This is a genomic window from Sodalis sp. RH24, from assembly GCF_047324145.1.
Taxonomy (GTDB): domain Bacteria; phylum Pseudomonadota; class Gammaproteobacteria; order Enterobacterales; family Enterobacteriaceae; genus Acerihabitans.
This window is the reverse complement of record NZ_CP178729.1, coordinates 5,078,227-5,103,887: the sequence shown is the minus strand read 5'-3', so window position 1 is coordinate 5,103,887 and position 25,661 is coordinate 5,078,227. Positions and strand designations below refer to the sequence as shown.

The 25,661-nt window shown below is 61.0% G+C and carries 21 protein-coding genes and 1 pseudogene; 9 read left to right on the top strand and 13 right to left on the bottom strand.

Annotation, left to right across the window (positions count from 1 at the left end; translation table 11 throughout):
- Positions 1-74: 74 nt before the first annotated feature.
- The 3 genes from pstB to ACL2XG_RS23180 are packed head-to-tail and all read right to left on the bottom strand — an operon-like array spanning position 75 to position 4,748.
- Positions 75-890 (bottom strand): phosphate ABC transporter ATP-binding protein PstB, encoded by an 816-nt coding sequence (gene pstB, locus ACL2XG_RS23190; RefSeq protein WP_410014081.1) that lies wholly within the window; start codon positions 888-890, stop codon positions 75-77.
- 13 nt (positions 891-903) lie between these two features.
- Entirely contained in the window at positions 904-2,517 is a 1,614-nt protein-coding gene (gene pstA, locus ACL2XG_RS23185) for a phosphate ABC transporter permease PstA (RefSeq protein ID WP_413723397.1), read from the bottom strand.
- Positions 2,514-4,748 (bottom strand): phosphate ABC transporter permease, encoded by a 2,235-nt coding sequence (locus ACL2XG_RS23180; protein ID WP_413723398.1) that lies wholly within the window; start codon positions 4,746-4,748, stop codon positions 2,514-2,516. The genes pstA and ACL2XG_RS23180 overlap by 4 nt, the downstream gene beginning before the upstream one ends.
- Before the next feature lie 178 nt (positions 4,749-4,926).
- Between ACL2XG_RS23180 and ppk1 the strand changes: the two genes are divergently transcribed.
- The 6 genes and pseudogenes from ppk1 to yegD all read left to right on the top strand — a co-directional run bounded on the left by ppk1 (position 4,927) and on the right by yegD (position 15,529).
- Positions 4,927-6,996, top strand: coding sequence for a polyphosphate kinase 1 (gene ppk1, locus ACL2XG_RS23175; protein WP_410014078.1), 2,070 nt, complete (start codon positions 4,927-4,929; stop codon positions 6,994-6,996).
- 3 nt (positions 6,997-6,999) lie between these two features.
- Positions 7,000-8,535: an exopolyphosphatase gene (gene ppx, locus ACL2XG_RS23170; protein WP_410014077.1), complete on the top strand. Its 1,536-nt coding sequence runs from the start codon at positions 7,000-7,002 to the stop codon at positions 8,533-8,535.
- Positions 8,536-8,806: 271 nt separating this feature from the next.
- Positions 8,807-8,953, top strand: a complete 147-nt coding sequence (locus tag ACL2XG_RS23165) for a YfgG family protein (RefSeq protein WP_410014076.1) — start codon at positions 8,807-8,809, stop codon at positions 8,951-8,953.
- Positions 8,954-9,333: 380 nt separating this feature from the next.
- Positions 9,334-10,593 (top strand): annotated as a pseudogene (locus ACL2XG_RS23160) (magnesium transporter); the annotation flags it as partial.
- Between the two features lie 142 nt (positions 10,594-10,735).
- Positions 10,736-14,098 carry a diguanylate cyclase gene (locus tag ACL2XG_RS23155; RefSeq protein ID WP_413723399.1) on the top strand — a complete coding sequence of 1,121 codons (3,363 nt, stop codon included), beginning with the start codon at positions 10,736-10,738 and terminating at the stop codon, positions 14,096-14,098.
- A gap of 72 nt (positions 14,099-14,170) precedes the next feature.
- Positions 14,171-15,529 (top strand): molecular chaperone, encoded by a 1,359-nt coding sequence (gene yegD, locus ACL2XG_RS23150; protein WP_413723400.1) that lies wholly within the window; start codon positions 14,171-14,173, stop codon positions 15,527-15,529.
- 34 nt (positions 15,530-15,563) lie between these two features.
- Here yegD and ureG read toward each other — a convergent pair whose 3' ends face one another.
- The 8 genes from ureG to ACL2XG_RS23110 form a co-directional block, all read right to left on the bottom strand.
- The gene (ureG, locus tag ACL2XG_RS23145; protein ID WP_413723401.1) at positions 15,564-16,199 is read right to left on the bottom strand and encodes an urease accessory protein UreG; all 636 of its coding nucleotides are present in this window, start codon (positions 16,197-16,199) and stop codon (positions 15,564-15,566) included.
- A 105-nt stretch (positions 16,200-16,304) separates the two neighbouring features.
- Positions 16,305-16,982: an urease accessory protein UreF gene (locus ACL2XG_RS23140; protein WP_413723478.1), complete on the bottom strand. Its 678-nt coding sequence runs from the start codon at positions 16,980-16,982 to the stop codon at positions 16,305-16,307.
- A gap of 1 nt (position 16,983) precedes the next feature.
- Positions 16,984-17,436 carry an urease accessory protein UreE gene (gene ureE, locus ACL2XG_RS23135; RefSeq protein WP_413723402.1) on the bottom strand — a complete coding sequence of 151 codons (453 nt, stop codon included), beginning with the start codon at positions 17,434-17,436 and terminating at the stop codon, positions 16,984-16,986.
- Between the two features lie 17 nt (positions 17,437-17,453).
- Positions 17,454-19,157: an urease subunit alpha gene (gene ureC / locus ACL2XG_RS23130; RefSeq protein ID WP_410014071.1), complete on the bottom strand. Its 1,704-nt coding sequence runs from the start codon at positions 19,155-19,157 to the stop codon at positions 17,454-17,456.
- The gene (locus ACL2XG_RS23125) at positions 19,154-19,471 is read right to left on the bottom strand and encodes an urease subunit beta (RefSeq protein WP_410014070.1); all 318 of its coding nucleotides are present in this window, start codon (positions 19,469-19,471) and stop codon (positions 19,154-19,156) included. Before ACL2XG_RS23125 ends, ureC begins: the two co-directional genes overlap by 4 nt.
- Before the next feature lie 16 nt (positions 19,472-19,487).
- On the bottom strand, positions 19,488-19,790 hold the full coding sequence (locus tag ACL2XG_RS23120; RefSeq protein WP_323476240.1) for an urease subunit gamma: 303 nt from the start codon (positions 19,788-19,790) through the stop codon (positions 19,488-19,490).
- Between the two features lie 11 nt (positions 19,791-19,801).
- Positions 19,802-20,635 (bottom strand): urease accessory protein UreD, encoded by an 834-nt coding sequence (locus tag ACL2XG_RS23115; protein ID WP_410014069.1) that lies wholly within the window; start codon positions 20,633-20,635, stop codon positions 19,802-19,804.
- Positions 20,636-20,976: 341 nt separating this feature from the next.
- The gene (locus tag ACL2XG_RS23110; RefSeq protein WP_413723403.1) at positions 20,977-21,489 is read right to left on the bottom strand and encodes a GNAT family N-acetyltransferase; all 513 of its coding nucleotides are present in this window, start codon (positions 21,487-21,489) and stop codon (positions 20,977-20,979) included.
- Between the two features lie 147 nt (positions 21,490-21,636).
- Here ACL2XG_RS23110 and ACL2XG_RS23105 point away from each other — a divergent pair, with 147 nt between their 5' ends.
- Both ACL2XG_RS23105 and ACL2XG_RS23100 read left to right on the top strand, forming a co-directional pair.
- Positions 21,637-21,867 (top strand): DUF1272 domain-containing protein, encoded by a 231-nt coding sequence (locus ACL2XG_RS23105; RefSeq protein WP_410014067.1) that lies wholly within the window; start codon positions 21,637-21,639, stop codon positions 21,865-21,867.
- Positions 21,868-22,044: 177 nt separating this feature from the next.
- Positions 22,045-22,227 carry a hypothetical protein gene (locus tag ACL2XG_RS23100; protein WP_410014066.1) on the top strand — a complete coding sequence of 61 codons (183 nt, stop codon included), beginning with the start codon at positions 22,045-22,047 and terminating at the stop codon, positions 22,225-22,227.
- 96 nt (positions 22,228-22,323) lie between these two features.
- Here ACL2XG_RS23100 and ACL2XG_RS23095 read toward each other — a convergent pair whose 3' ends face one another.
- A complete protein-coding gene (locus tag ACL2XG_RS23095) occupies positions 22,324-23,280 on the bottom strand; it encodes an aldo/keto reductase (RefSeq protein ID WP_413723404.1) in 957 nt (318 codons plus the stop codon).
- Positions 23,281-23,308: 28 nt separating this feature from the next.
- The gene (locus ACL2XG_RS23090; RefSeq protein WP_413723405.1) at positions 23,309-24,241 is read right to left on the bottom strand and encodes a LysR substrate-binding domain-containing protein; all 933 of its coding nucleotides are present in this window, start codon (positions 24,239-24,241) and stop codon (positions 23,309-23,311) included.
- 248 nt (positions 24,242-24,489) lie between these two features.
- On the opposite strand from ACL2XG_RS23090, the gene ACL2XG_RS23085 reads away from it, so the two are divergent.
- Entirely contained in the window at positions 24,490-25,653 is a 1,164-nt protein-coding gene (locus tag ACL2XG_RS23085) for a methionine aminotransferase (RefSeq protein ID WP_410014063.1), read from the top strand.
- Positions 25,654-25,661 lie beyond the last annotated feature (8 nt).

Below are 25,661 nucleotides of genomic sequence, written 5' to 3'. Positions count from 1 at the left end.
GCAGCCACGGCGCCCGGCCGGTAAGGACGTTCACTGGGCGCCGACGCCCTTCGCCGGTAACATCGCCAGGCGAATTAGCGCAGGCGGCCGGTAATATATTCTTCGGTCTTACGCTGCGCGGGCGAGGTGAACAGCCGATCGGTGCCGGCGTATTCCACCAGCCTGCCCTGATGGATAAAGGCGGTATAATCCGATACCCGCGCGGCCTGCTGCATATTGTGGGTCACCAGCACCAGGGTGAAATGCGCTTTCAGCGAAATCATCAGTTCCTCGATGGTCAGCGTGGTGATGGGATCAAGCGCCGAGGTCGGTTCATCCAGCAGCAATACTTCCGGTTCAATGGCTATCGCCCTGGCGATGACCAGCCGCTGCTGCTGGCCGTTGGACAAGCGGAACGCATTCTCCTTCAGCCGATCTTTTACTTCATGCCATAGCGCCGCCGCGCGCAGCGCCTGCTCGGCCGCGTCGTCCAGCACCCGCCGGTCGCGAATGCCCAGCAGGCGCAGGCCGTATACCACGTTATCGTAGATGGATTTCGGAAAGGGATTGGGCCGCTGGAACACCATGCCCACCCGCCGCCGGAGCGCCACCACATCCTGCCGCGCGTCGTTGACATCCCGCCCCGCCAGGCGCACCGCGCCTTCGACGCGGCAATCATCGTTCAAATCGTTCATGCGGTTAAAACAGCGCAGCAAGGTCGATTTGCCGCAGCCGGAGGGACCGATCAGCGCTGTAATACGCTGGCGCGGGATGCGCAGGGTGATATCCTCAAGCACCGTGCGTCCGCCGTAGGAGACGCTAAGATGCTCGGTCTCCAGGACAGTCTGCTGCGGGGTAAAGCGCTGGACATCCGGCATCTGCGCAAAGAGATCGGGGGTTAGCAGGGACATAAATCACACTCCATTAAAGCGCCAGCGCGCGGTATTTTTCCCGCAGGCGGTGACGCAGGCCGATGGCCGCCAGGTTCAGCCCCACCACGATCACCACCAGCAACAGCGCCGTGGCGAAGACCAAAGGACCCGCCGCGTCGCTATCGGGACTTTGCAGCGCCATATCGTAAATCTGGAAGCCCAGATGCATAAATTTCCGCTCGGCGTGCAGATAGGGAAACACCCCGTCCAGCGGCAGCAGCGGCGCGGATTTAATGACCCCGACCAGCATCAACGGCGCGGTCTCGCCCGCCGCCCGCGCCACCGCCAGGATAAGCCCGGTGATCATCGCCGGGGCCGCGCCCGGCAGCACGACGCGCCACAGCGTTTCCGCCCGGGTGGCCCCCAGCGCCAGCGACCCATGGCGCAGCGACGGCGGAATGCGCGCCAGGCCTTCCTCGGTGGCGACGATCACCACCGGCAACGTCAGCAGGGCCAGCGTCAGCGCGGCCCACAGCAGCCCGGGGGTGCCGAAGGTCGGATTGGGCAACGCATCGGCATAAAACAGTTGGTCCAGCGTACCGCCAAGCACATAGACAAAAAAGCCCAGGCCGAACACGCCATACACAATAGAGGGCACCCCCGCCAGGTTGCCCACCGCAATACGGATTAGCCGGGTCAGCCAGCCGGACTTGGCATATTCATGCAGATACACCGCCGCCATCACCCCGAGCGGCATCACCATCACCGACATCAGCATCACCAGCAGCAGCGTGCCGACAATGGCCGGGAAAACCCCGGCCTGCGCCGGATAGTCATTGGCGTCGCGGGCGACAAAATGACCGATCTGCGTGGCCCAAAGCCTGACTTTTGCCATAAATCCCATTGCGTTGGGATACCAGGCGCGCTCGATTTCCCGCAGCGGTATCTCGCGGGTGGCGCCCCGGGCGTCACGCAGCAGCACCCGATCGCGGTCCATCTCTTTATTAATATCCGCCGCCTGGCGGGAGAGACTCTGCGCCTGGTGTTCGAGCTCACCCTGGCCGGCGCGGTACAGCGCCTGGTTGAGCGGCGTCCATAGCCCGTCTTTTTCCCATTGCTGCCGCCGGGCGGCTAACCGTTCGGCGCGCTGGCCAAGGTCGGCCTGCATCCTGGCGCGCAGTCCCGCGGCCAGCCGGCGCTGCGTGGCCATTGACGCCAGCCGCTGTTGCAGCGCCCGCGGCATATCGTCGGCGGTCAGGGGTTGCCCGTCCTCGGTCATGCCCTGCAGGAAACCATACTCCCTGCCATAGCCGCTGCGTTCCAGCACCACCAGATCCGGCGGGCGGGAGCGCGCCACCACCCGATCCGCCCGCACCCGATAAAAATCCCGGGCGGCTGAGGCGCCGCCGGTGCGGATAATATAAAATTTATCCCCCTCGCCGCCGGGCGGCGCGGCGCGTTTTTCGGCGTAGATTTCGCCGATCCACGTGTCCGGCTGGCCGGACGCCGTCTCCAATTGCAATTGATACACCGGCTGCGGCCAGAACAGGCGCATGCCCTGCAGGCTGAGCAACGCCACCAGCATCAGCATGGCCAGCAGGCTGACGCTGACCGAACCGGCCGTCAGCCAGACCCATGGGCGGCCGGATTGGAACCAGTGCTTCATCCCGTCTCCCCGTCCTGTTGGCGGTAATGGGCGCGCAGGCGCAGGCGCAGCGCTTCGGCCAGGGTGTTTATCAGGAACGTAAAGATAAACAGCACCAGGGCTGTCAGCAGCAATAACCGATAGTGCCCGCTGTTAAGCGACGCCTCGGGTATCTCGATGGCGATATTGGCCGCCAGCGCGCGCAGGCCCTGGAACACGTTGCCGTCCACGCGCGCCATGTTGCCGCTGGCCATCAGCACGATCATCGTCTCGCCGGTGGCGCGTCCGAGTCCCAGGATAAACGCCGAAAACAGGCCGGCGCCGGCGGACGGCAGGGTGACCCCCAGCAGCGTTTGCCAGGGGGTTGCGCCCAGCGCCAGCGATCCCTGGATCAACCGCGCCGGCACGTTGAACAGCGCGTCCTCCGCCAGAGAAAACATCACCGGCACCAGGGCGAAACCCATGGCGGTGCCGACCACCAGCGCGTTCAGCGGGTTAAAATCGTCTCCCAGCCAACCCGACAGGGGCTGGCCGAACAACGCCGCATCGATCCAGGGCGAAAGGCGGCACGCCAGCCAAACCACCAGCGCCACCACGGGCAGCAGCAGCAGACAGTCCCAGCCCGCGGAAAACCGGGCGCCGAGGCGGGCGGGCAACCGGCTGACCCCCCAGCCGGTCGCCAGTATCGCCAGCGGCAGCAAGAGCGGCAGCAGCAAAATGCCGCTCAGCACCCGGCTATAGTAGGGCGCCAGCCACAGAGCGGCGATCAGGCCGATAACGACGCTTGGCACCGCCCCCATGATTTCCATGGCCGGCTTGATCCACCGCCGCAGCGCCGGCGCCATAAACCAGGCGGTATACATTGCCGCCGCCAGCGCCAGCGGGGTGGCGAACAGCATGGCGTAACCGGCGGCCTTCAGGGTGCCGGCCAGCAGCGGCACCAGGCTGAATTTGCCGCCGTCCAGGCCGCCGGCGGCGGTGGATTGCCAAACCCAGGCCGGCGCGGGATAGTGGTGATAGGCTATTTTTTGCGTCAGCGTGCGCCAGCTGATATCGGGGAAGGCGGTATCGAGCCGCCAGATGCGCCAGCCGCCGGCATCCAGGGTGACGATCGCCTCATCCGCCCCGCCGCCGGGGCCGGGGCCGGACTCACCGATTATCGGACTGAATACCGCGCGCAGGGCGGGCGCCAAACGCGTCTGCAGCAGGGGGGCCTCCTGGCGGGCGCTGAACAGGGAGAACGTACCGTCCGGGGCCAGCACGCCGAACACCGCGCGCTGCGCCGACGCCAGGATCTGCGCGCCGGGCGGCAGCGGGGCGGCAAATTCCCGAATGCGCGCCAAATGATGTCCGTTATCGTCGCTGACATCGAACCACAGGGCGAGCCGCTGGCCGGCAGCGCGCACCAGCAGGGAGCCGTCCGCGGGCAGCAGGGTCACCTGCGCCGGGCCCGCGGGCGCCAGCGCCTGCCGCTGGCGCAGCTGGATTTGACCGTCATCGCTGAGCCGGTAGATGCTCAGCAGGTTTCCGGCCAGCAGATACAGCAGGCGGCCGTCCGGCGACAGCAGCACCTCATCGACGGTGCCGTCGTCCGGGGTCAGTTCGCTACGCGTCAAGCCGGCTGGCCCCAGGCGGGCGACCAGAATCCGGCCGGATGCCAGCTGCGCCGCCATGACCGCCTGCTTTTCCGCCGGCTGCGCCAGCGCCGCATGACGCAGCGGCTGGCCGTCGCCGCTTAACGGCAGCGGGTTTTCCCCGAACGGAAATACCCAGGAGAGCGCGGCGGCGCGGCCGTTCGGCTGCGCCAGACGGGCGTTGCCGCGGCGGTCAAGCAGCAGGTACAGCGGCTGGCCGCCGCTGGCGGCCGCCAGTCCGGCAAAATCCGCCATCAGGCCGGCCGCGGACGGCGCCGCGCCGCGCCGCGGCAGCAGATGTCCCTGCCCGCGCCCATCAATAACATAAGCGCTGGACAGGGAGGCGTCGATACCCATGGCCTGAATGGCGGCCACGCCAGCGCCGTCCGGCGGCGCGGCCGCCTGATCCCTTACCGCCTGACTCCAGGGGACGGCGCCAAGCGGCGTGACCGAGGGGGAACGAAACAGCGGCAATACCGCGTACAGCAGATAAAAAAACATGACCAACAGCGTTAACAGCACCAATGCCCCGCCGCCGCTGACGAGGCCGCGCGTCACGCGGTCGCTCCATCGACGGTAGGCGGCGGTTTTCGTATTGGATAGCCGTTTTATTGTCATATTCCTCTGTTATATAGAGTCAACCCTATGGTCGGTACTGATTAAGGAAGCCTATGTTGCCTGTAAGATATTAAGATGACAATCTTAAGAAGGTTGTTCTGATGGACTTTGCTCCCGTGGGGGCGATAATACTCTTAATACAGGATCCCCCCTTCCTGAACAAATTAACGGAGTGGCAATGGGTCAGGAAAAGCTTTACAGCGAAAAAGAACTGAGTTGGTTATCGTTTAATGAACGTGTTTTGCAGGAAGCCGCGGACAAATCCAATCCGCTCATTGAGCGTATGCGGTTTTTAGGCATTTATTCCAACAACCTGGACGAGTTTTATAAAGTCAGGTTCGCGGAATTAAAACGGCGCATCCTGATAAGCGAAGAACAAGGATCCAAGGTAACATCGCGCCATCTGCTCAATAAAATCCAGGCCAAGGTGCTCAATGCCGAGCAGGAGTTCGATAATCTCTATAACGATCTGCTGCTGGAAATGGCGCGCAACCAGATATTCCTGATTAACGAACGGCAATTATCCCCCAATCAGCAGGAGTGGCTGCGCGTATATTTCAAACAGCAGCTGCGCCAGCATATTACGCCGATCCTCATCCAGCATGACACGAATCTGGTGCAATTCCTGAAGGATGACTATACCTATCTGGCGGTGGAGATTATCCGCGGCCAGGAGACCAACTACGCCCTGCTGGAAATTCCGGCCGATAAAGTGCCGCGTTTTATCAATCTGCCCGCCGAGCCGCCACGCCGGCGCAAACCGATGATTTTGCTTGATAATATCCTGCGCTATTGCCTTGACGATATTTTTATCGGCTTTTTTGACTACGATACCCTGAACGCGTACTCCATGAAAATGACCCGTGACGCGGAGTATGACCTGGTCACGGAAATGGAGTCGAGCCTGCTGGAGCTGATGTCGTCAAGCCTTAAGCAGCGCCTGACCGCGGAGCCGGTACGGTTTGTCTACCAGCGCGATATGCCCAACAGCATGGTGGAAATGCTCAAGGATAAGCTGGGTATTTCATCCTATGACTCGGTCATCCCGGGCGGCCGTTACCATAATTTCAAGGATTTTATTACCTTCCCCAACGTCGGCAAGGCCAACCTGGTGAATAAACCGTTGCCGCGCCTGCGCCATACGTGGTTCGAACACTTCCGCAACGGATTCGACGCCATCCGGGAACGGGATATATTGCTGTATTACCCTTATCATACCTTCGAGCACGTCCTGGAGTTGTTGCGCCAGGCGTCCTTCGACCCCAACGTGCTGTCGATTAAAATCAATATTTACCGGGTGGCGAAAGATTCGCGCATTATCGACGCCATGATCCATGCCGCCCATAACGGCAAAAAAGTCACCGTGGTGGTGGAGTTGCAGGCGCGCTTTGATGAAGAAGCCAATATCCACTGGGCAAAACGGCTGACCGAGGCCGGCGTCCATGTGATTTTCTCCGCCCCGGGGCTTAAGATCCACGCCAAGCTGTTCCTGATATCGCGCATGGAAGGCGAGGAGATCATGCGCTATGCGCATATCGGCACCGGCAACTTCAATGAAAAAACCGCTCGCCTCTACACCGATTATTCTCTGATTACCGCCGACCCGCGCATTACCAACGAAGTGCGGCGGGTGTTTAATTTTATCGAAAATCCTTATCGTCCGGTCAGCTTCGATTATCTGATGGTATCGCCCCAGAATTCGCGCCATATGCTGTACCAGATGATCGATCAGGAAATCGCCAATGCCCAGGCCGGGCTTGCCTCGGGCATTACGCTTAAAATTAACAACCTGGTGGATCAGGGGCTTATCGACCGGCTGTACGCGGCCTCCGGCGTGGGGGTGCGCATCCGTATCCTGGTGCGCAGCATGTGCTCGCTGATCCCCAACCTGCCGGGCATCAGCGACAATATCCAGGTAACCAGCATCGTCGATCGGTACCTGGAGCACGATCGGGTCTATGTCTTTGAAAACGGCGGTGATAAAAAGGTATTCCTCTCCTCCGCCGACTGGATGACCCGCAATATCGATTACCGTATCGAAGTGGCGGTGGCGCTGCTGGACCCGCGCCTCAAGCAGCAGGTTCTGGATATTCTGGCATTACTGTTCAGCGATACGGTAAAAGCGCGCTATATTGATGCCGCCCTCAGTAATCGCTATGTCCCGCGCGGCAATCGTCGTAAGGTACGTGCGCAGATAGCCATCTATGATTATATTAAGCGACTTGAGCAATCCGGAGATCAGGCCTGACGTATGCCATTAAATAACTTAACCACGCCCAAACCCGAAGAATTCGCGGCCATCGATCTGGGATCGAACAGCTTCCATATGGTGGTCGCCCGGGTGGTCAACGGCGCGTTGCAAGTGCTGAGCCGGCTAAAGCAGCGGGTGCACCTGGCCGACGGGCTGGATGCCAATAATGTGTTAAGCGACGAGGCCATAGAGCGCGGGATAAACTGCCTGGCGCTGTTTGCCGAGCGCCTGCAGGGGTTTTCCCCGCTGCGGGTGACCATTGTCGGCACCCATGCCCTGCGCGAGGCGGTGAATGCCGAAAAGTTTCTCACCCTGGCGGCGCAGGTGATCCCTTACCCGATTGAAATTATTTCCGGCCATGAGGAAGCGCGGCTGATTTTTATGGGCGTGGAGCATACCCAATCCGAAAAAGGCCGCAAGCTGGTGATTGATATCGGCGGCGGCTCGACTGAGCTGGTGATTGGCGAAAATTTCGAGCCTATCCTGGTGGAAAGCCGCAGGATGGGGTGCGTGAGTTTCGGCAATTTGTTTTTCCCCGGCGGCGTCATCAGCCCCGCGCATTTCCGACGGGCCCGCCTCGCGGCGGCGCAAAAAGTGGAAACCCTGGCCTGGCAATACCGCATTCTCGGCTGGCAGGTGGCCCTGGGCGCGTCCGGCACCATCAAGGCGGCCTGTGAAGTGCTGCTGGCGCTGGGCGAAAAGGACGGCGCCATTACGCCTGAGCGTTTGCAACTGCTGCATGACAAAATCATGAAGTTTAAAAATTTCAGCGCCCTGAACCTGCCGGGACTGTCCGAGGAGCGAAAGAGCGTGTTCGTGCCCGGCCTGGCGATTCTGTGCGGCGTGGTGGATGCCCTGGCCATCAGTGAATTACAGCTTTCCGACTGCGCCCTGCGCGAAGGGGTGCTGTATGAGATGGAAGGCCGCTTCCGGCATCAGGATATTCGCTCGCGCACCGCCAGAAGCCTGGCGGAACACTACAATATCGACAGCGATCAGGCCAAACGCGTCTGCGACACCACCGACCATCTGTATCAGCAATGGTGCCGGCAGAACGAGGATTTGCAAAACCCGCAGCTGGAAGCGCTGTTGATCTGGGCCGCGCAGTTGCATGAAGTGGGCCTGGGTATTAACCATAGCGGTTTGCAGCGTCATTCGGCCTATATATTGCAGCAGACCAATATGCCGGGATTTAACCAGGAACAGCAGCTGTTGCTGGCGACATTGGTGCGTTTTCACCGCAAGGGCATCAAGCTCGACGACATGCCGCGCCTGACGCTGTTCAAGAAAAAGCATTTTCTGCCCTGCCTGCAGTTACTGCGGCTGGCCGTATTGCTGAATAACCAGCGCCAGGCCACCTCGCCGACGCAGCTGCGGCTGCTGACCCACGAGCATCATTGGACGCTGGTGTTCCCGGCCGGTTTTTTCGCCCAGAACAATCTGGTGCAGCTGGATCTGGAACGGGAGCAAGCATACTGGGCGGAAGTTCCCGGCTGGCGCCTTGATATCACCGAGGAAGCCGAGGCGGTGAGTTAACCGCGGCGCGCAGAGGCTCCCGGCGTAGGGGGCCATGGCGCGCTATGGCTTACGCCCCCAGGCCATTGTTACCGCCCCAGGCTCATGTGCGGCTTGTGTGCGGTTTGACATGGATGTATAACATTCCTATGACTGAAAAGCGTCCGGAGATCATACAATCGCTTCCCCAATGCGGTTATAATGACAACCGATGCCGTTATCCCATAACCTTGAAAGGACCCCTTTAGTGAAGTTGGCCTATCCTATGCGCAGACGACGAACCTCGGTGCGAATGACTCGCTGGATCCTGTTTATCAGCTTTATTTTTTTATTCGCCCGTCTGATCTTCGCCACACTTGGCGCCTGGGACCATCACCAGGATACCCTGTCGGAACCGGCCGGCCAGATCATCAATGTCGACAATAGCCACGACGATTAATCCCGCCCCCGCCGCCGTCCGCGTGTAGCCGGCTGTAAGCTGTTCCGGCACAGGCCCGCGCAATCCGCTGCGCCGCGACCGTTTTCCCCGTCGCTTTTATCGCGTCCGATCCTTCCCGCGCCCCGCTGTGCTATCTATACTGCTTGCGACGGTAACCGATTTATCCGCCCGCAGCCCATAGTCAAACACGGGGAACGCACGCTATGCCCGCCATCAAACAACACTCCCTGGAACTGACCGGCCTGCGCCGTCAGGTACTGGGTTTACTGCTGTCCAACCGGGCGCTGGTCGACAGCATCCTGGGAAGGCCGGCGCGCGATACCTCGGTCGCTCCCCAGCTCATTTCCGACCAGACCGGCCGGCTGGTGGCGATTCAACGGCACCTGCACGCGGCGGATCTGGCGGATTTGCTGGAAAGCCTGCCCCATGATGAGCGGCTGGCGCTCTGGCGGCTGGTGGGCAACGATAAGCGCGGCAAAACGCTGGTGGAAGCCTCCGAAAGCGTCTGGGAAAGCCTGATCGCCGGAATGAGCAACCGCGATATCCTCAATGCCATCAGGCCGCTGGATGTCGACGAGCAGGCCTACCTGGCCCGCTATCTGCCGCGGGATCTGGTCGGCCGCATGCTGACGTCCCTGGAACCGCACCAGCGCGCCCAGGTACGGGCAATGATGAATTTTGACCGGGATAGCGTTGGCCATCATATGGATTTCGAACTGGCGGCGATTCGTCCCGACGTAACGCTCGCCACGGTGCAACGCTACCTGCGCTTACGCAAAACGCTGCCGGCCAATACCGATAAACTCTTTGTCGTCGATCGCCACAATCTGCTGGTGGGGGAACTGGCGCTGTCCACGCTGCTGCTTAAGCCGCTGCAGAAAAAGGTCCTTGAGGTCATGGATCCCAATCCCACTACCTTTCATCCGGAAGATCGGGCGGAGGACGCGGCCGGCGCGTTTGAACGTTACGATTTGATTACCGCGCCGGTAGTCGATGTCAAAGGCAAGCTGATGGGCAGGCTGAGCATCGAACATATGGTCGATCTGTTTTTTGAGGAAAACGACAGCAACCTGCGTAACCTGGGCGGTTTAAGCCCCGCCGAGGATATTTTCGCCCCGGTGAGCAAAACGGTGCGCACCCGCTGGGCGTGGCTGGCGGTCAACCTGTGCACCGCGTTTATCGCCTCCAGGGTGATCGGACTGTTTGAAGGCACGATATCGCAACTGGTGTCGCTGGCGGCCCTGATGCCCATCGTCGCCGGCATCGGCGGCAATACCGGTAATCAAACCATCACCATGATTGTCCGCGCGCTGGCGCTGCATCAGTTGGAAAAAGGCAACGCGGTGTTTTTACTGCTGCGGGAATTGGGCGTGGCGTTGATCAACGGCCTGGTCTGGGGCGGCATTATGGGCATCGTCACCTGGCTGCTCTATCGCGACGCGGGCCTTGGCGGCGTCATGATGCTGGCCATGCTGCTTAACCTGGTGCTGGCGTCATTGATGGGGGTGCTGATTCCGCTCACCATGGTACGCTTCGGCCAGGATCCGGCGGTGGGATCAAGCGTGATGATTACCGCCGTGACCGACACCGGCGGTTTTTTTATTTTTCTCGGGCTGGCGACGCTGTTTTTAATGCATTAATACGCCCTTTTTCTGACCTCGGTGCGGTGCAAGGCGCAGACCACCAGACCTATTATGTCCTTTGCTTATGTATAAACGGCCAAAACACACTTTTATGCGGTTTCTGGACTATTCTAACTATACGAAAGCCTAGGATTCTATTATGCATGCCAACGACGCAGCTTCCGCTTATAAGGTTAAAAAAACAGGGATATTTATTGCGGCGGTAGCGTTGCTGGTTTTCATCTTGTCCATGGCTTGCCTGCGCCTCAATCATTACGCCGAACCCTTGTCCCCCTTATGGCTTGTCACCGCCGTTATGCTGTCGGTGCTGTTTTCCTGCCCGTGGCGCCGCTGGCCGGCGATGATACTGTGCTGCGCACTGGCGGTCATTGCCGCCCATAGGCTGATGGCGGAGGATATGCCGGCCGCATTGCCCCTGATCGGCATTTCCTTTGCCGAGGCCGCCTGCGGCGCCTGGCTGCTGAAATGGACGTTAGATCCCCTCGATCCGCTGGACGGCATCGTGCCCTGGATGACGTTTTTCCTGATTGCGGTGCTCCTGATCCCCTTTCTCGGCGCGCTGGCCGCGGGTTTCCTTGCCGCGCCCGCCCATATCGGTTTCATGGCGTTCGCGCCGCAGTGGTTTACCGCCGAGGCCATCGGCATCCTGGCGCTGACGCCGGTGGGCATGCTCTGCCGGCACCAGACGCTGCCGCTGATGCTAAAACAGCGGTCCTGGCTGGAACTGCTGCTGATGATCCTGCTGACGCTGGTCATCAGCTATTTTGCCCTGCGGTTTTTACCCTTCCCCTTTACCATTATTATTCTGCCGCTGCTGATGGGCGCCATACGCTTGCCGCGTTTTGAGGCCTTCGGCCTGTTTTTAGTCATCACCCTGGCATTATTCATTACGCTGGGTTCCGGGTTTATCAAGGTGGGTTTACCCACCAGCAATCACCTCGCCATTTTATTGCATATACCGCTGTTGATGATCCTGATCCCCGCCAATGCGATGGCCATGGTCATGTACGCCTTTCGCCTGGAACGCGGCCATATCATGCAAAGCGAGACCCGTTTTCGCAACGCCATGGAGTATTCCGCCATCGGCATGGCCTTGGTCTCGCTGGAAGGCACCTGGATGCAGGTGAATAAAGCGCTGTGCCGGTTCCTCGGCTATGAGGCCGCCGAACTGAAGAAGCTCAGTTTCCAGGAGATCACCTATCCGGCCGATCTCAGTTCCGATCTTATCCAACTCAACGATCTGGTTAACGGCCATATTGATAGCTATACGCTGGAAAAACGCTATATCCGCGGCGATGGGGAAATTGTCTGGGCGCTGCTGGCGGTATCCGTGGTGCGCGACCAGAAGAGCAAGCCGCTCTATTTTATTTCCCAAATAGAAGATATCAGCGAAATCAAACACAACAATATTATCAACCAGCGCCTGATGGAGCGCATTACCCTGGCCAACGAGGCGGGCGGCGTCGGTATCTGGGAGTGGGATGTCGAGGCGAAAATCATGAGCTGGGATAAGCGCATGATGGAAATTTACGCCATGCAATCCGGCGAAACCGTCAGCTATGACTATTGGCTGGCGCGCATTATCGATGAAGACCGGCCTTTGGCCCTGCAAACCCTGAACGAATCCCTGGAGGAAAATAAGCCGTTCCTGCTGGCATTCCGCATTCGCCATCCCGGCGGGGAAATCCGCCATATCCGCGCCTACGCCAATATGCTGATGGATGAGAACGACCGGGTGGTGCGCATGCTGGGCGTCAATCTGGATATGACCAGCGAGGTCCGCCTCCGGGAGGCCCTGCACGAGGAAAAGGAACGGCTGCATATTACCCTCGATTCCATCGGCGACGCGGTGATTTCCGTAGACCAGGGGATGCGCGTCAATTTCATGAACCCGGTGGCGGAAAAGATGACCGGCTGGCGCCAGGAGAAAGCCCATGGCCGGCATATCGACAGCATTATGCATATCAGCCTCGGCGTCGATGGCCCGCGGGTGGGCATGTCGATGGACGATGTCAATGCCGGGCCCCACGAGGGGTTGACCCTGCGCCAGGATCTGGTGCTCAACAACCGCAAAGGCACGCTGTTCGATATTCATTACAGCGCCACGCCGCTCAAGAACCTGAAGGGGGAAATCCTGGGCGCGGTGCTGGTTATCAAGGATGTCAGCGAGTCGCGCCAGTTGCTGTTGCAGCTCAGTTACAATGCGTCCCATGATGTCTTGACCGGCCTGCCGAACCGGGCCAGTTTCAAACAGCATCTTGATGCCGCGCTCCTGACGGCAACGCGCGAAAAACGCCGTCACGCCCTGGTCTTTATCGATCTGGACCGGTTCAAGCAGATTAACGACACGGCCGGACACGCGGCGGGCGACGCCTTGCTGCTGGAGCTCGGCCTGCTGATGCAGGACAATATCCGGCAGTATGATTGCCTGGCGCGACTCGGCGGCGACGAGTTCGGCCTGCTCCTCACCGATTGTCCCTTACCCGAGGCGCAGGGTCTGGCCCAGCGCGTCATCGATGCGGTTAACGCCTACCGCTTTTATTGGCAGGAGCAATTATTCCGTATCGGCGGCAGCGCCGGCGTCACGCTGATATCGGCGGATAATTGCGATGCCAAGGAAGTCATGGCCCAGGCCGACAGCGCCTGCTATGCGGCAAAACATAGCGGCCGCGGCCAGGTATTGTTATACGAGGCGCGGCAGGATCCCGCCGGCCCCGCGTCGGTAACACAGGATATCCTGAGCCGCGAGCGGCTGCTTGATATGATGGATAACGAGAGTCTCCACGTGCAGATCGAGGCGGTCGCGCCGCCCGATGCCAGACTTGAGGTGGGTTTCTACCTGATAAGTTTCGTCATCCAGGGCCGGGACGCATTACTGGTCAGCCAGGAAGACTTTATGCGCGCGGCGCGGGCGCGTCATTTATCGCTGGCGGTGGATCGCTGGCTGCTAGGTCAGATCTTCACCGTCCATGGCGCCGCCATCGCCGCCCAGGGGATTTGCCTGGTACTCCCCCTGTCCATGGCAGGGCTGGCCGACGCAGACATGATGGATGAGCTGCTGTCTCTCGGCGAGCGCCATCCTTTACTGAACGCGCGCCGGCTGATTATCAGTCTCGACGGCGGGGATTTCATGGCCGCTTATCCCGCCGCCGGGCTGGCCGCGGACCGATTGCGCCAGTACGGCTACCCCATCATGCTTAATCAGTTCGGCGCCGATTTAGGCGCGTTTAACAAGCTGAAAGCGGGGCATATCGATTACATCAGGCTGCCTGACCCGTTTATCGCCAATGTTCATTGCAGCCAGATGGACGATATTATGGTCAGGGTGATCCACGGCCATATCCATCGCCTGCGGGCGCGCTCCCTGGCCGGTCCCGCCAACCAGCCCGCCACGCTCGCCGCCCTTGCCGCCATCGGCGTCGATTTCGCCGCCGGCGAAACCGTAGGCCAGAGCCTGCCGCTGTCCACCCTATTGAATAAAGGCTATTTCACTGTTCAATAATCGTCGCGCGCCGTTGCCTGCTCCCCGACATTGCTGTAAAGTTCCCCGCCTCATCGGCATGGGGAGGCAGCGATGTTTATTGGTTTTGACTACGGTACCGCGAACTGCTCGGTCGCGGTGATGGACGGCGACCGGCCGCGCTTATTGCCGCTGGACGGCGCGTCGCCCTATATGGCCTCTATGCTTTGCGCGCCGACGCGCGAGGCTGTCAGCGAATACCTGCATCAGTTCTGGCAGGTGCCCACCGGCAGTGATGAAAATCAACGGCTGCTGCGCCGGGCGATTAACGCCAACCGGGAAGAAGATATCGTCCTGACGGAGCAAAGCCTGCAGTTCGGTAGGCAGGCGCTGGCAAATTATATTGCCGATCCCGAAGAGGTTTATTTCGTCAAATCGCCTAAATCCTTCCTGGGCGCCAACGGTCTCAAGCCGCAGCAGATTGCGCTGTTCGAGGATCTGGTCTGCGCCATGATGCGTTATATCAAACGCCAGGCCGAGGCGGCCTTGTCCACGCCCATTACCCAGGCCATGATTGGCCGGCCGGTCAATTTCCAGGGCACCGGCGGCGAGGAAGCCAACCGTCAGGCCCAGGATATTTTGCAGCGGGCCGCCTCACGCGCCGGGTTTACCGATATCGACTTCCAGTTCGAGCCGGTGGCCGCGGGGCTGGATTTCGAAGCCACCCTCGATCGGGAAAAAATTGTCCTGGTGGTGGATATCGGCGGCGGCACCACCGACTGCTCGCTGCTGCTGATGGGGCCGGAATGGCTGAAGCAGCGGGATCGCCGGCAAAGCCTGCTGGGGCACAGCGGCTGCCGCGTCGGCGGCAACGATCTGGATATCATGCTCGCGTTTAAATCGCTGATGCCGGAGCTGGGCCTGGGCGGCATGACGGAAAAAGGCCTGGCGCTGCCCGCCCTGCCGTTCTGGCAGGCGGTGGCGATTAACGATATCCCGGCGCAGGGTGATTTTTACAGCAGCAATAACGGCCGGTTCCTGCGTGAACTGATCCGCGACGCCGCCGATCCCGAACGCGTCGGCGCCTTACTGCAGGTCTACCGGCAGCGGTTAAGCTATCGCCTGGTGAAGAGCGCGGAAGAGAGCAAAATCGCCCTGTCCAGCGAACCGGCGACCCGGGCGGGCCTGGAGTTTATCCGCCCCGGCATGCAGGTGCCCATCTGCCAGGCGGAACTGGAGGAGGCCATCAGGGCGCCGCTGGGCCGGATCCGGCAACAGGTGGACGACGTGCTGGCGCAGGGCGCCGCGCCGCGGCCGGATGTGGTCTATCTCACCGGCGGCAGCGCCCGCTCGCCGCTGTTGCGCCAGGCGCTTGAGCGCAGCCTGCCGGACATTCCGATCGCCGGCGGCGATGATTTCGGCTCGGTCACCGCCGGACTGGCGCGCTGGGCGCAGCGCCAGTTCATCGCCTGAAGCCGGGCGGCGGCCTTAGCGCCTGGCAGGCGGCTTAGCGCGGCAACCCGCCGTCGGTTTCCAGCAGGCCCTGGCGGATGATAAAGGCGATGAGCGTATCCAGGCCGTCGCCGGTTTTCAGGTTGGTGAACGCCCATGGGCGCGCTGGCCGCATCCGGTTGGTATCGCGCTCCATCACCTCCAGCGAGGCGCCGACGTAGGGCGCCAGATCGATTTTATTGATCACCAGGAAATCGGATTTGGTAATGCCCGGCCCGCCTTTGCGCGGGATCTTCTCCCCTTCCGCCACGTCAATCACGTAAACGGTCAGATCGGCCAGCTCCGGACTGAAGGTCGCGCTCAGGTTATCGCCGCCGCTTTCGATGAAAATAATGTCCAGATTGCCGAATTTGCGCGCCAGATCCTCCACCGCCGCCAGGTTCATGGACGCATCCTCGCGAATGGCGGTATGCGGGCAGCCGCCGGTTTCCACACCGACGATGCGATCGGCCGCCAGCGCGCCCGCCTCGGTGAGGATGCGCTGATCCTCCCTGGTATAAATATCGTTGGTCACCACCGCCAGTTGGTAGCGATCGCGCAGCGATTTACACAGCACCTCCAGCAGCGCGGTCTTGCCGGAACCCACCGGACCGCCGACGCCGACGCGTAAGGGTTGTTTATATTCTTGCATCTTAACTCCCGGATAACATCGCAAAATAGCGCATCGTCCCATGGCCCGTCCCGTGCCCAGGCCAGGGAGCGAAGCGTCCGCCGCTTGCGCCCGATAATGACATCATCAGGAACGAAACAGGCGTGAATACTGGGTTTCATGGCGGGACGACGCAATGGCCTGCAGCGGAAAACTGCCGCCCAGCGCATCGTCATCCAGCCGCCCGGCGCGGGCGAATGCCGCCGGCAGCAGCGCGGACAGCTCACGTAACAGGCTTTGCGCCTTCTGCTGGCCGAACGGCACCAGCTTCAGCCCCGCCATGACGCCGCTTTCCAGCACGCTGTAGCCGTAGCCCATGGCCAGCGCCTCCAGAGGAATCGCCCATTGCCAGCCCAGCCAGGCCATACCCGCCAATTGGCTCTGGCGCAGCGCCGGCAGCCATGCGCCGTCCAGCGGCAGGTCCGGCCATTCCAGGATCAGCCGGCTTAACGCCTGGCCCCGCTGCTGTTCTTCGCGCCTGAGCTCGCAGGTCTCGCGCGCGGCCAGCAGAAAATCGCTCCAGCGGGCAAACTGCCCGCTGTCATCCGCCGCGCAGGCCCGGTACAGGCGGATCAATACCGGCCAGTCCAGGCCGCCTAAGGTGTCGGCGATAATCTGCCGCTGCCAGTCGGCAAAGGCGTCGCCTGACATAACCCAGCCCGCCTCCACCGCCCATTCCAGCCCCTGCGAATAGGTAAAGCCGCCCACCGGCAGGCTGGGGCTGATAAGCTGCATCAGGCGCAGCAGCGCGGTTTGCTCCAGCATATCAGTGCGGATGATGATGGCCATGGGGCGCGCTCTGGTACGCCCCGGCCTCGGGTTCGAACGCCGCCTGCTCGGTCCTGACCGCCGCGCCCAATCCCATCACCATGGCGTCCAGCACATGATCGTGCTGATAGCGCACCCAATCGCGCTCGATCTGCAACGGCACATGGCGGTTGCCCAGGTGATAGCAGACCCGCGCCAGCAGCAGCGTATCGCGCGCATACACCGTGGAGACGGTTTCAGGCGCGGCAATCACCCGCACGACTTCGCCGCCGTCTTCGGTGGCAAGCACGTCCCCGCCGCGGATCACCTGCCCGCGCGGCAACAGCAGGCCGGCCTCGCGGCCGTCGTCCAGACGCACCTGGGCCCGGCTCTTGATGCGTGTATCCAGATCCAGCGTCACGGTGGCGGTAGCCGCCAAAGCCTTATCAAGGTGTTTCGTTAAAACAATCATCCTGATTCCCGACTCGGTTAAAAAAGAAAATAGCGCTGCGCCATCGGTAAGATATCGGCGGGCTCGCAGGTCAGGAGTTCGCCGTCGGCCCGGACCTGATAGGTCTGCGCGTCCACCTCGATGGTGGGCTGCCAATGATTATGGATCATATCGGCCTTCCTGACGTGGCGGCAGTGCCTGACCTCGCCCAGCAGGCTTTGCAGGCCCAGCCGGCCGGCCAGGCCGTTGCCGTACGCCGCCTGGGACAAAAACGTCATGCGCGTGGCGTGGCGCGCGCCGCCGAGCGCGCCGAACATCGGGCGGTAGTGGACCGGCTGCGGCGTGGGAATCGACGCGTTGGCATCGCCCATCGGCGCCATGGCGATCATGCCGCCCTTAATGATAAGCGCCGGCTTGACGCCGAAAAACGCCGGCGACCACAGCACCAGATCCGCCAGCTTGCCGCGCTCGATGGAGCCGACCTCATGGGATATGCCGTGGGTGATGGCCGGGTTGATGGTGTATTTGGCGATATAGCGCTTGACCCTGAAATTGTCGTTGCGCTCACCGTCCGGCGCGAGCGGGCCGCGCTGCACCTTCATTTTATGCGCCGCCTGCCAGGTGCGCAGGATCACCTCGCCCACCCGGCCCATCGCCTGCGAGTCGGACGACAGCATGGAGAAGGCGCCCAAATCGTGCAGGATATCCTCGGCGGCGATGGTTTCACGCCGGATGCGCGATTCGGCGAACGCCACGTCCTCGGCGATGCCGGCGTCAAGATGGTGGCAGACCATCAGCATATCCAGATGCTCGTCGATGGTGTTCACCGTATAAGGCATGGTGGGGTTGGTGGATGAGGGCAGGATGTTCGCGTGGCCGCACACCTTGATGATATCCGGCGCATGGCCGCCCCCCGCCCCTTCGGTATGATAGGTATGGATGGTGCGATCGCCGATGGCGGCCAGCGTATCCTCGACAAATCCCGCTTCGTTCAGGGTGTCGGTATGGATAGCCACCTGCACATCATACTTATCCGCCACGCCCAGGCAGCAATCGATGGCCGCCGGCGTGGTGCCCCAGTCCTCATGCAGCTTCAGGCCGATGGCCCCGGCTTCCACCTGTTCGGCCAGCGCTGCCGGCTGCGACGCGTTGCCCTTACCGGTAAAACCGATATTGACCGGCAGGGTTTCCGCCGCCTGCAGCATGCGCGCCAGATACCAGGGACCGGGGGTGCAGGTGGTGGCGTTGGTGCCCGCCGCGGGCCCGGTGCCGCCGCCGATCATGGTCGTTACGCCGGCGCAGATGGCTTCTTCCACCTGCTGCGGGCAGATAAAATGAATATGCGCGTCGATACCGCCGGCGGTGACGATTTTGCCCTCCGCCGCCACCACTTCAGTGCCGGGGCCGATGGGGATGGTCACCCCGGGCTGGATGTCCGGATTGCCCGCCTTGCCGATGCCGACGATCCGTCCGTCCTTGACGCCGATATCCGCTTTAACGATACCCCAGTGATCGATAATCAGGGCGTTGGTCAGCACCAGATCGACACAAAACGCCGACGTCATCTGCCCCTGCCCCATGCCATCGCGGATCACTTTGCCGCCGCCGAACTTTACCTCTTCGCCATACAGGGTAAAGTCCTTTTCCACCTCGATCCACAGCTCGGTATCCGCCAGCCGCAGCCGGTCGCCCACCGTGGGGCCGAACATTTCCGCGTAGGCGCGGCGGGAAATTTTGCTCATGACGATGACTCCAGCTTGCCCATGATCTCGCCGCGAAAGCCGTAGACTTCGCGTTTGCCCGCATAGGCCACCAGGGTAACGTCCCGGGACTGCCCCGGCTCGAAGCGCACCGCCGTGCCGGCGGCGATATCCAGCCTGAACCCGCGCGCCGCCGCGCGATCGAACTTCAGCGCCGGATTAACTTCGAAAAAATGGTAATGCGATCCCACCTGTACCGGCCGGTCGCCATGGTTGGCGACGGTAACCGTCACGCGATCGCGGTCGGTGTTAAGCTCGATATCGCCCTCGGCGATACACATTTCACCAGGTATCATAACGCCTCGCTGCTTGTCAGATTATCGGATCGTGGACCGTCACCAGTTTGGTGCCGTCGGGGAAGGTCGCTTCCACCTGCACGTCGGGGATCATTTCCGGCACCCCTTCCATCACGTCATCGCGGGTTAATACCTCGCGGCCCAGGCTCATCAGTTCGGCCACCGTCAGCCCGTCGCGCGCGCCCTCCAGGATCGCGGCGCTTATCAGCGCCACCGCCTCCGGATAATTCAGCTTCAGCCCACGGGCCTGCCGCCGTTCCGCCAGAAGGGCGGCGGTAAACAGCAACAGCTTGTCTTTTTCTCTTGGCGACAATTCCATTCTTCAACTCCTCAGGTTGCCCAGATACGCGGGGGCGACGCTTCCAGCCCCAGCATCCCGGGCCGTAAACAGGCCCAGATCCGGTGCAGCAGATGCTGCAGCCGCTGGTTATCATTATCCAGCACCCGTACGACCAGCAATGAATCCAGCAGGCTGGCGCCGGCCGCCGGCGCATGGGCGGCGTCGAGCAGCAGACGCACCTCGGCCAGCATCTTCTCGGTGACGGGGGTGGCATAAAAGGTCGCGCTTAGCGGATGGCCGCCCAGTTTTTCCAGCCGGCCCGCGCTGATGCGCAACCGCTCGAACAGGCCCGGCGATCCCGGCAGGATAATGCGCAGGGACGCATCCAGGCTACCGGAGGTAAAGGCTTCGCCGGCCGCCGGCCGGCCAAGGCACAGGGTTTCAAAGCCCAGCAGGCGCGCGCCGGGGGCCAGCCGGAACTCGGTATCGATAGCCACCCTGGCGGCCGGGAACAGGATATTATCCTGCGGCAGCCATTCAAGTATGCTGTCCTCGCCGAGCGAAAATCGCTGCGACACCCGGGCCAGCTGACCCGCGCTGCGGTAAAATTTGGTGGCGCCCGGCATGGTCAGCAGCGCATGACTCTGCGCCGCCATGGCGACCGATAATTCAAGCCGGTCACCGCCGACCACGCCGCCCGGCGGATGCAGCAAATAGACGTGGGGGTGATCGGCCTGGGGATAAAACGCCCGCTGCACCCGGTAGGGTCCGCTATGCCGCCGGGTCGTCAGCAACGTCCGGCCGTGGCGCCGCTCGAATCCCAGCGCGAGCTTACCCAGCCAGCCCGCGGGCGGCGGCACGGGTAGAACAGTGTCGTTTGTCATAGCACCCTACTGCACGGCATACCATGGCCTTGTAGTGACAGGCCATGAGATAACAAGTCCAAAGCCTTTCCGTAGCAATATTTAAGCCAATTCTCAACCGGGGATCACCTGTGCTCACGCCCTCATGGCGCACCATATTAGTGCCATGCCTGCACCCCAAGCGGTAACAGCGATAAAAATGCGCCATGCCGGTGCGCAAGGGTGAACGCGCTATAACGCCAACACCGCCTTCCCCGGCGGGGAAAACAGGGTTACCCGCCGACCCGGGTTCAGCTATAGGGCGAGATAAAATTAACCGTTGGGCGCGTTAAGGCACCGGGGATTAGGGGGCTAAAATGGCGTTAAGCCAAGGCGCCAGAACCGCGCAACATGGCGTACAGGGCGGTATCCCAGCGCTCCCGGCCCACTTTGGCCGAGCTGCGGCGCACGCCTTCGCGGATAAAACCCAGTTTTTCATAGGTGTGGATTGCCGCCTGGTTAAAGGTGTAGACATTCAGTTCCAGGCGCTCAATCAGCGGCTCGGCAAACACCCGCTGCACAATGGCGCTCAGGAAGGGGATGGCGATGCCCTGCCCCCGGTTGGCGGGGTTCACGGCCACCCGCCCCAGCAGGGCGACGCCGTTGCGCCAGTCAAAAGTCACCTGGGCGGTAGCGGTGGCCGCGCCGGGCTCCCCGGCGCAAAACAGCCATCTCCGGGGAGGCGTGCCGGCCGATTCGCCGAGCATTTCAGCTAATTGCGGCGGATCCAGGGGAAAACGCGGCAGGGGACCGCCCCATTGCGCCAGCTCTTTTTCGGTGTTAAACCAGCGGCAGATGCCGGGAAAATCAGCTTCCGCCATATGACGTATATTCATTCTACCCCGCCGTGTAAGGACATTAACCCGACCCTGGGATATCTGTCCCGAAATGGACCTCATCCCGGCCGCTTTTGGCCTGTACTATATCAATATATTTTGTTAAAAATCACAAGTTGCCGTCAAACTTTATTACGTGGGGAAAAGATGCTTGAATTACGCCCGAACTGCGAACGCTGTGATTGCGATTTACCCCCCGCAAGCCATCAGGCGCGCATCTGTTCTTATGAATGCACCTTCTGCGCCGACTGTGCCGCCAATGAACTTAATAATACCTGCCCCAACTGCGGCGGAGAATTAACTGCCAGGCCCATCCGTCCACCCCACCGGCTTAAACTGCATCCGGCCTCGACACGGCGTATTATTGCAAAACGTTAACTTTCAGCTATCGAATCCATCTATGAAAGCAGCTATCAAAGATAAGGCATTAACGTAATATGCTTTCATCGGCGACAAAGGAATGATGACCATTCGGTGCTGGCCGATAGATAAAGGATTAATACCCTTATCCGGCCCACTTTTTGTGCATAAAATTAACGTTATCCGAGGCAAAAAATGTATAATTTTTCACGTTTTCAGGCAAAAGAATTGGCATTGGCCTATATGAGCGGCAAGGCCACCGGCCTGACGCCGGAAGAATTTTTTCAACAGGTGATGAAAGCGGAAAAATCCTTTGATTCCCTGATCAGAACAGGAACCGCGCAGCCCGCCAAGGGTGTGCTGGTCAAATCCTTTTAACGCCCGCGGGCGGGAAAGTGAAGCCGCCCGCCCGGTATGATGCCCTACCCGGCGCGGGGCTCCTCCCGGCATGGCTGCGCGCCGCGGCCGCGAGGTTTATTTCCAGGCGCTGGCTTCATCCAGCACGCGGACATCCTCGGCGCTGAGCCGCAGTTCAAGCGCTTGCGCCAGTTCGTCAAGCTGTTCCACCGACGTTGCGCTGGCAATAGGCGCCGTGATGCCGGGCTGCTTGAGATTCCAGGCCAGCGCCACCTGGGTCGGCGTGACCTGGTGCTGCTCGCTGACGGCATCCAGCGCCTTCAGGATGCGCAGGCCGCGCGGGTTTAAGTATCCCTCCACCACGCTTTGCCCGCGCGGGCTTTTGGCGGCATCTTCGGTGGCGCGGTATTTACCGGTCAGGAAGCCGCTTGCCAGCGCGTAAAAGTTGATTACGCCAACGCCATGCGCGGTCACCACCGGCGCCAGGTTTTGCTCGTATTCCTGGCGATCGTAAAGATTAAACTTGGGCTGCAGCGTTTCATAACGCGCCAGGCCATTCTGTTCGCTGATGCGCAGCGCCTGCGCCAGGCGTGGACCTTCATAATTCGACGCCCCGATGGCCCGCACCTTGCCTGCTTTAATCAAGGCGTCGAACGCGGCCAGGGTCTCCTCCAGCGGTACGGACTTGTCGTCGTCGTGGGATTGATACAGATCGATATAATCGGTTTGCAGGCGCTTAAGCGACTCTTCCACCGCGCGTTTGATATACCCCGCCGACAGCCCCTTTTTATCGCCGCCCATGGGCTTGCCCACCTTGGTGGCGATAATCATCCCGTCCCGCCTGCCGCTTTTTTTCAGCCACTCGCCGATAATGGTTTCGGATTCGCCGCCCTGGTTGCCGTCAACCCAGGCCGAGTAGACATCGGCCGTATCGATGAAATTCAGCCCGCGCTCCGCGAGGGCGTCAAGCAGGCGAAAGGACATCTGCCGATCGATGGTCCAGCCAAATACATTGCCGCCGAATGCCAGCGGCGGCACGGTAATCCCGGAACGGCCCAGCGTTCTTGTTTCCATGGTGATACCCCCTTATTGCTGTTGAGCGTTACTGTTTTGCCATGCTGACTACCTTAGCACTCCCCAGGTTACGCGCCAGCCTTTGCCGGCTCTCCCGCGCCTCCCGCTCCAGCCAGTGCTTGAACAGCGTAAGCGAAGGCGACAGGACCTTTTGCTCAGGATGAATCAGATAATAAGAGGCGCCGCTTTGTATGCACAGCGGAAATGGCGCCGTCAGACGCCGGGCCTCAAGATCGAACTCCAGCAGGCAGAGATCGCCCATGGCGATGCCATATCCCTGCAGGGCCGCGGTCATGGCCAGATCCAGCGTGTCAAAATGCTGCGCCTTGGTCAGCGGCGCTACGTCGCAGCCCGCCGTCTTTAACCATAATAGCCAATCGCGGCGATCGCGGGTGGGATGAAGCAGGGTTTTATCCGCCAGCCGGGCGACGTCGGCGTCAGGCGCGGTCCACAGTGCCGGGATGCACACCGGAGTGAGTATTTCATCAAACAGCGGGGTGGCCTGGATGCGTTTATTCTCCGGCCGGCCGAAGATCACCGCCGCGTCAAAATGTTCGCTGGCGAAATTAACGCCGTGCGAGAATGAGGTGGTCAGGGCGATATCGATTTCCGGATGCTGGTTTTGCAGTTGCATAATGCGCGGCAGTAACCAGCGCATGGCGCAAGTGGGGCATTTTACCCGCAGCGTGCCCGTGCGCCTGGCGGCAAGGGCAAGCGTGGCGTCGATTTGCCCCAGCGCCTGCTGCAGCGGCGCCAGCAGGGCGGCGCCCTGCTCGGTCAGTTCCAGTCCCCGCGCCTGGCGAATAAACAGCGCGCAGCCCAAGTGCCGTTCCAGGCCGGCTATCTGGCGGCTGACGGCGCCCTGGGTGAGATGCATATGTCGCGCGGCATGGGTGAAATTTAGCCGCTCAGCGACTACGATAAAGGTTTTCAGCACGTCCAGCGAGGGCAGCGGATTCATGATTCGGCTCCGGATAACAGCAGGATTGATGAAACATCCACGGGCATGGCTCCAGTGGTAATAGGGCCGGCGAAGGCGGCTGCGCCGCGCTGATGAGATTATCGCCGCGCTCCAGGCATGTTCCCGGCGCATGGCATGCATGATAAAGGATCGGTTGTCGCGCGGCCGGATATGTTGCTTAATCATGATTCATCCAGCCTTACGTGTCACGGCTTTTGCGGTTTTAACCCTACCAGGAGGTTGTTCCCATGCAGAGCGTTATTCCCCCCAGGTCTAAGTTGCCCGATGTCGGCACCACGATCTTCACCACCATCGGACAGCTGAGCGCCGAGCACCAGGCCCTGAATCTGTCCTCGGGGGCGCCAAGCTTTGACTGCGATCCGCTGTTGATAGACGGCGTGGCGAAAGCCATGCGTGCCGGACATAACCAGTATGCGGCCATGCCTGGACTGATGGCCCTGCGCGAGGCGCTGGCGGATAAAGTCGAGCGCCTGTACGGCTGCCGGTATGATCCTGAAAGCGAAATCACCATACTCGCCAGCGCCAGCCAGGGGCTTTACAGCGCCATCAGCGCCCTGGTGCATCCGGGCGACGAGGTGATCTATTTTGAACCGGCGTTTGACAGCTATTCCCCCATCGCCCGCTTGCAGGGGGCGGTGCCGGTGCCGGTGAAAATCCCGCTGGAACAGCACGCTATCGATTGGGACGCGGTGGCCGCGGCCGTGACGCCGCGCACGCGCATGATTATCGTCAACAGCCCGCATAACCCTACCGGCATGGTGTTCAGCGAAGAAGATATCCAGCGGCTGACCGCCCTGACCGCCGGCACCGATATCCTGATCCTCTCCGACGAAGTGTATGAGCATATGGTGTTCGACGGCGCGCCTCACCGCAGCATGGCGGCGTATCCCGCCCTGGCCGAGCGAAGCGTGGTGGTTTCGTCCTTCGGTAAAACCTACAGCGTCACCGGCTGGCGCGTGGGGTATTGCCTGGCGCCGGCCGAATTGATGCTGGAAATCCGCAAGGTGCATCAGTTTATGGTTTTTGCCGCCGATACGCCGATGCAGTATGCGTTTGCCGAAGCGTTGGGCAAGCCGGAAAGTTATCTCGGCCTGGCGGCTTTTTACCAGCAAAAGCGCGATATACTGACCCGCGCCCTGCGGGATTCGCCGTTTAAACTGCTGCCCAGCGCGGGCGGTTTTTTCCTGTTGGCGCAGTTCAGCCATTTCTCGGCGGACAGCGATAACGATATGGTTATAAAATTAATCCGCGATGCCAAAGTCTCGTCGATACCCCTGTCGGCGTTTTACAGCGACGGCACCGAAACCGGCATGATCAGGCTCAGTTTCGCCAAAGATGAAGCCACGCTGCGCGAAGGCGCGCGCCGGCTTTGCGCATGGCGCCAGGCGTAAGTGGCCGG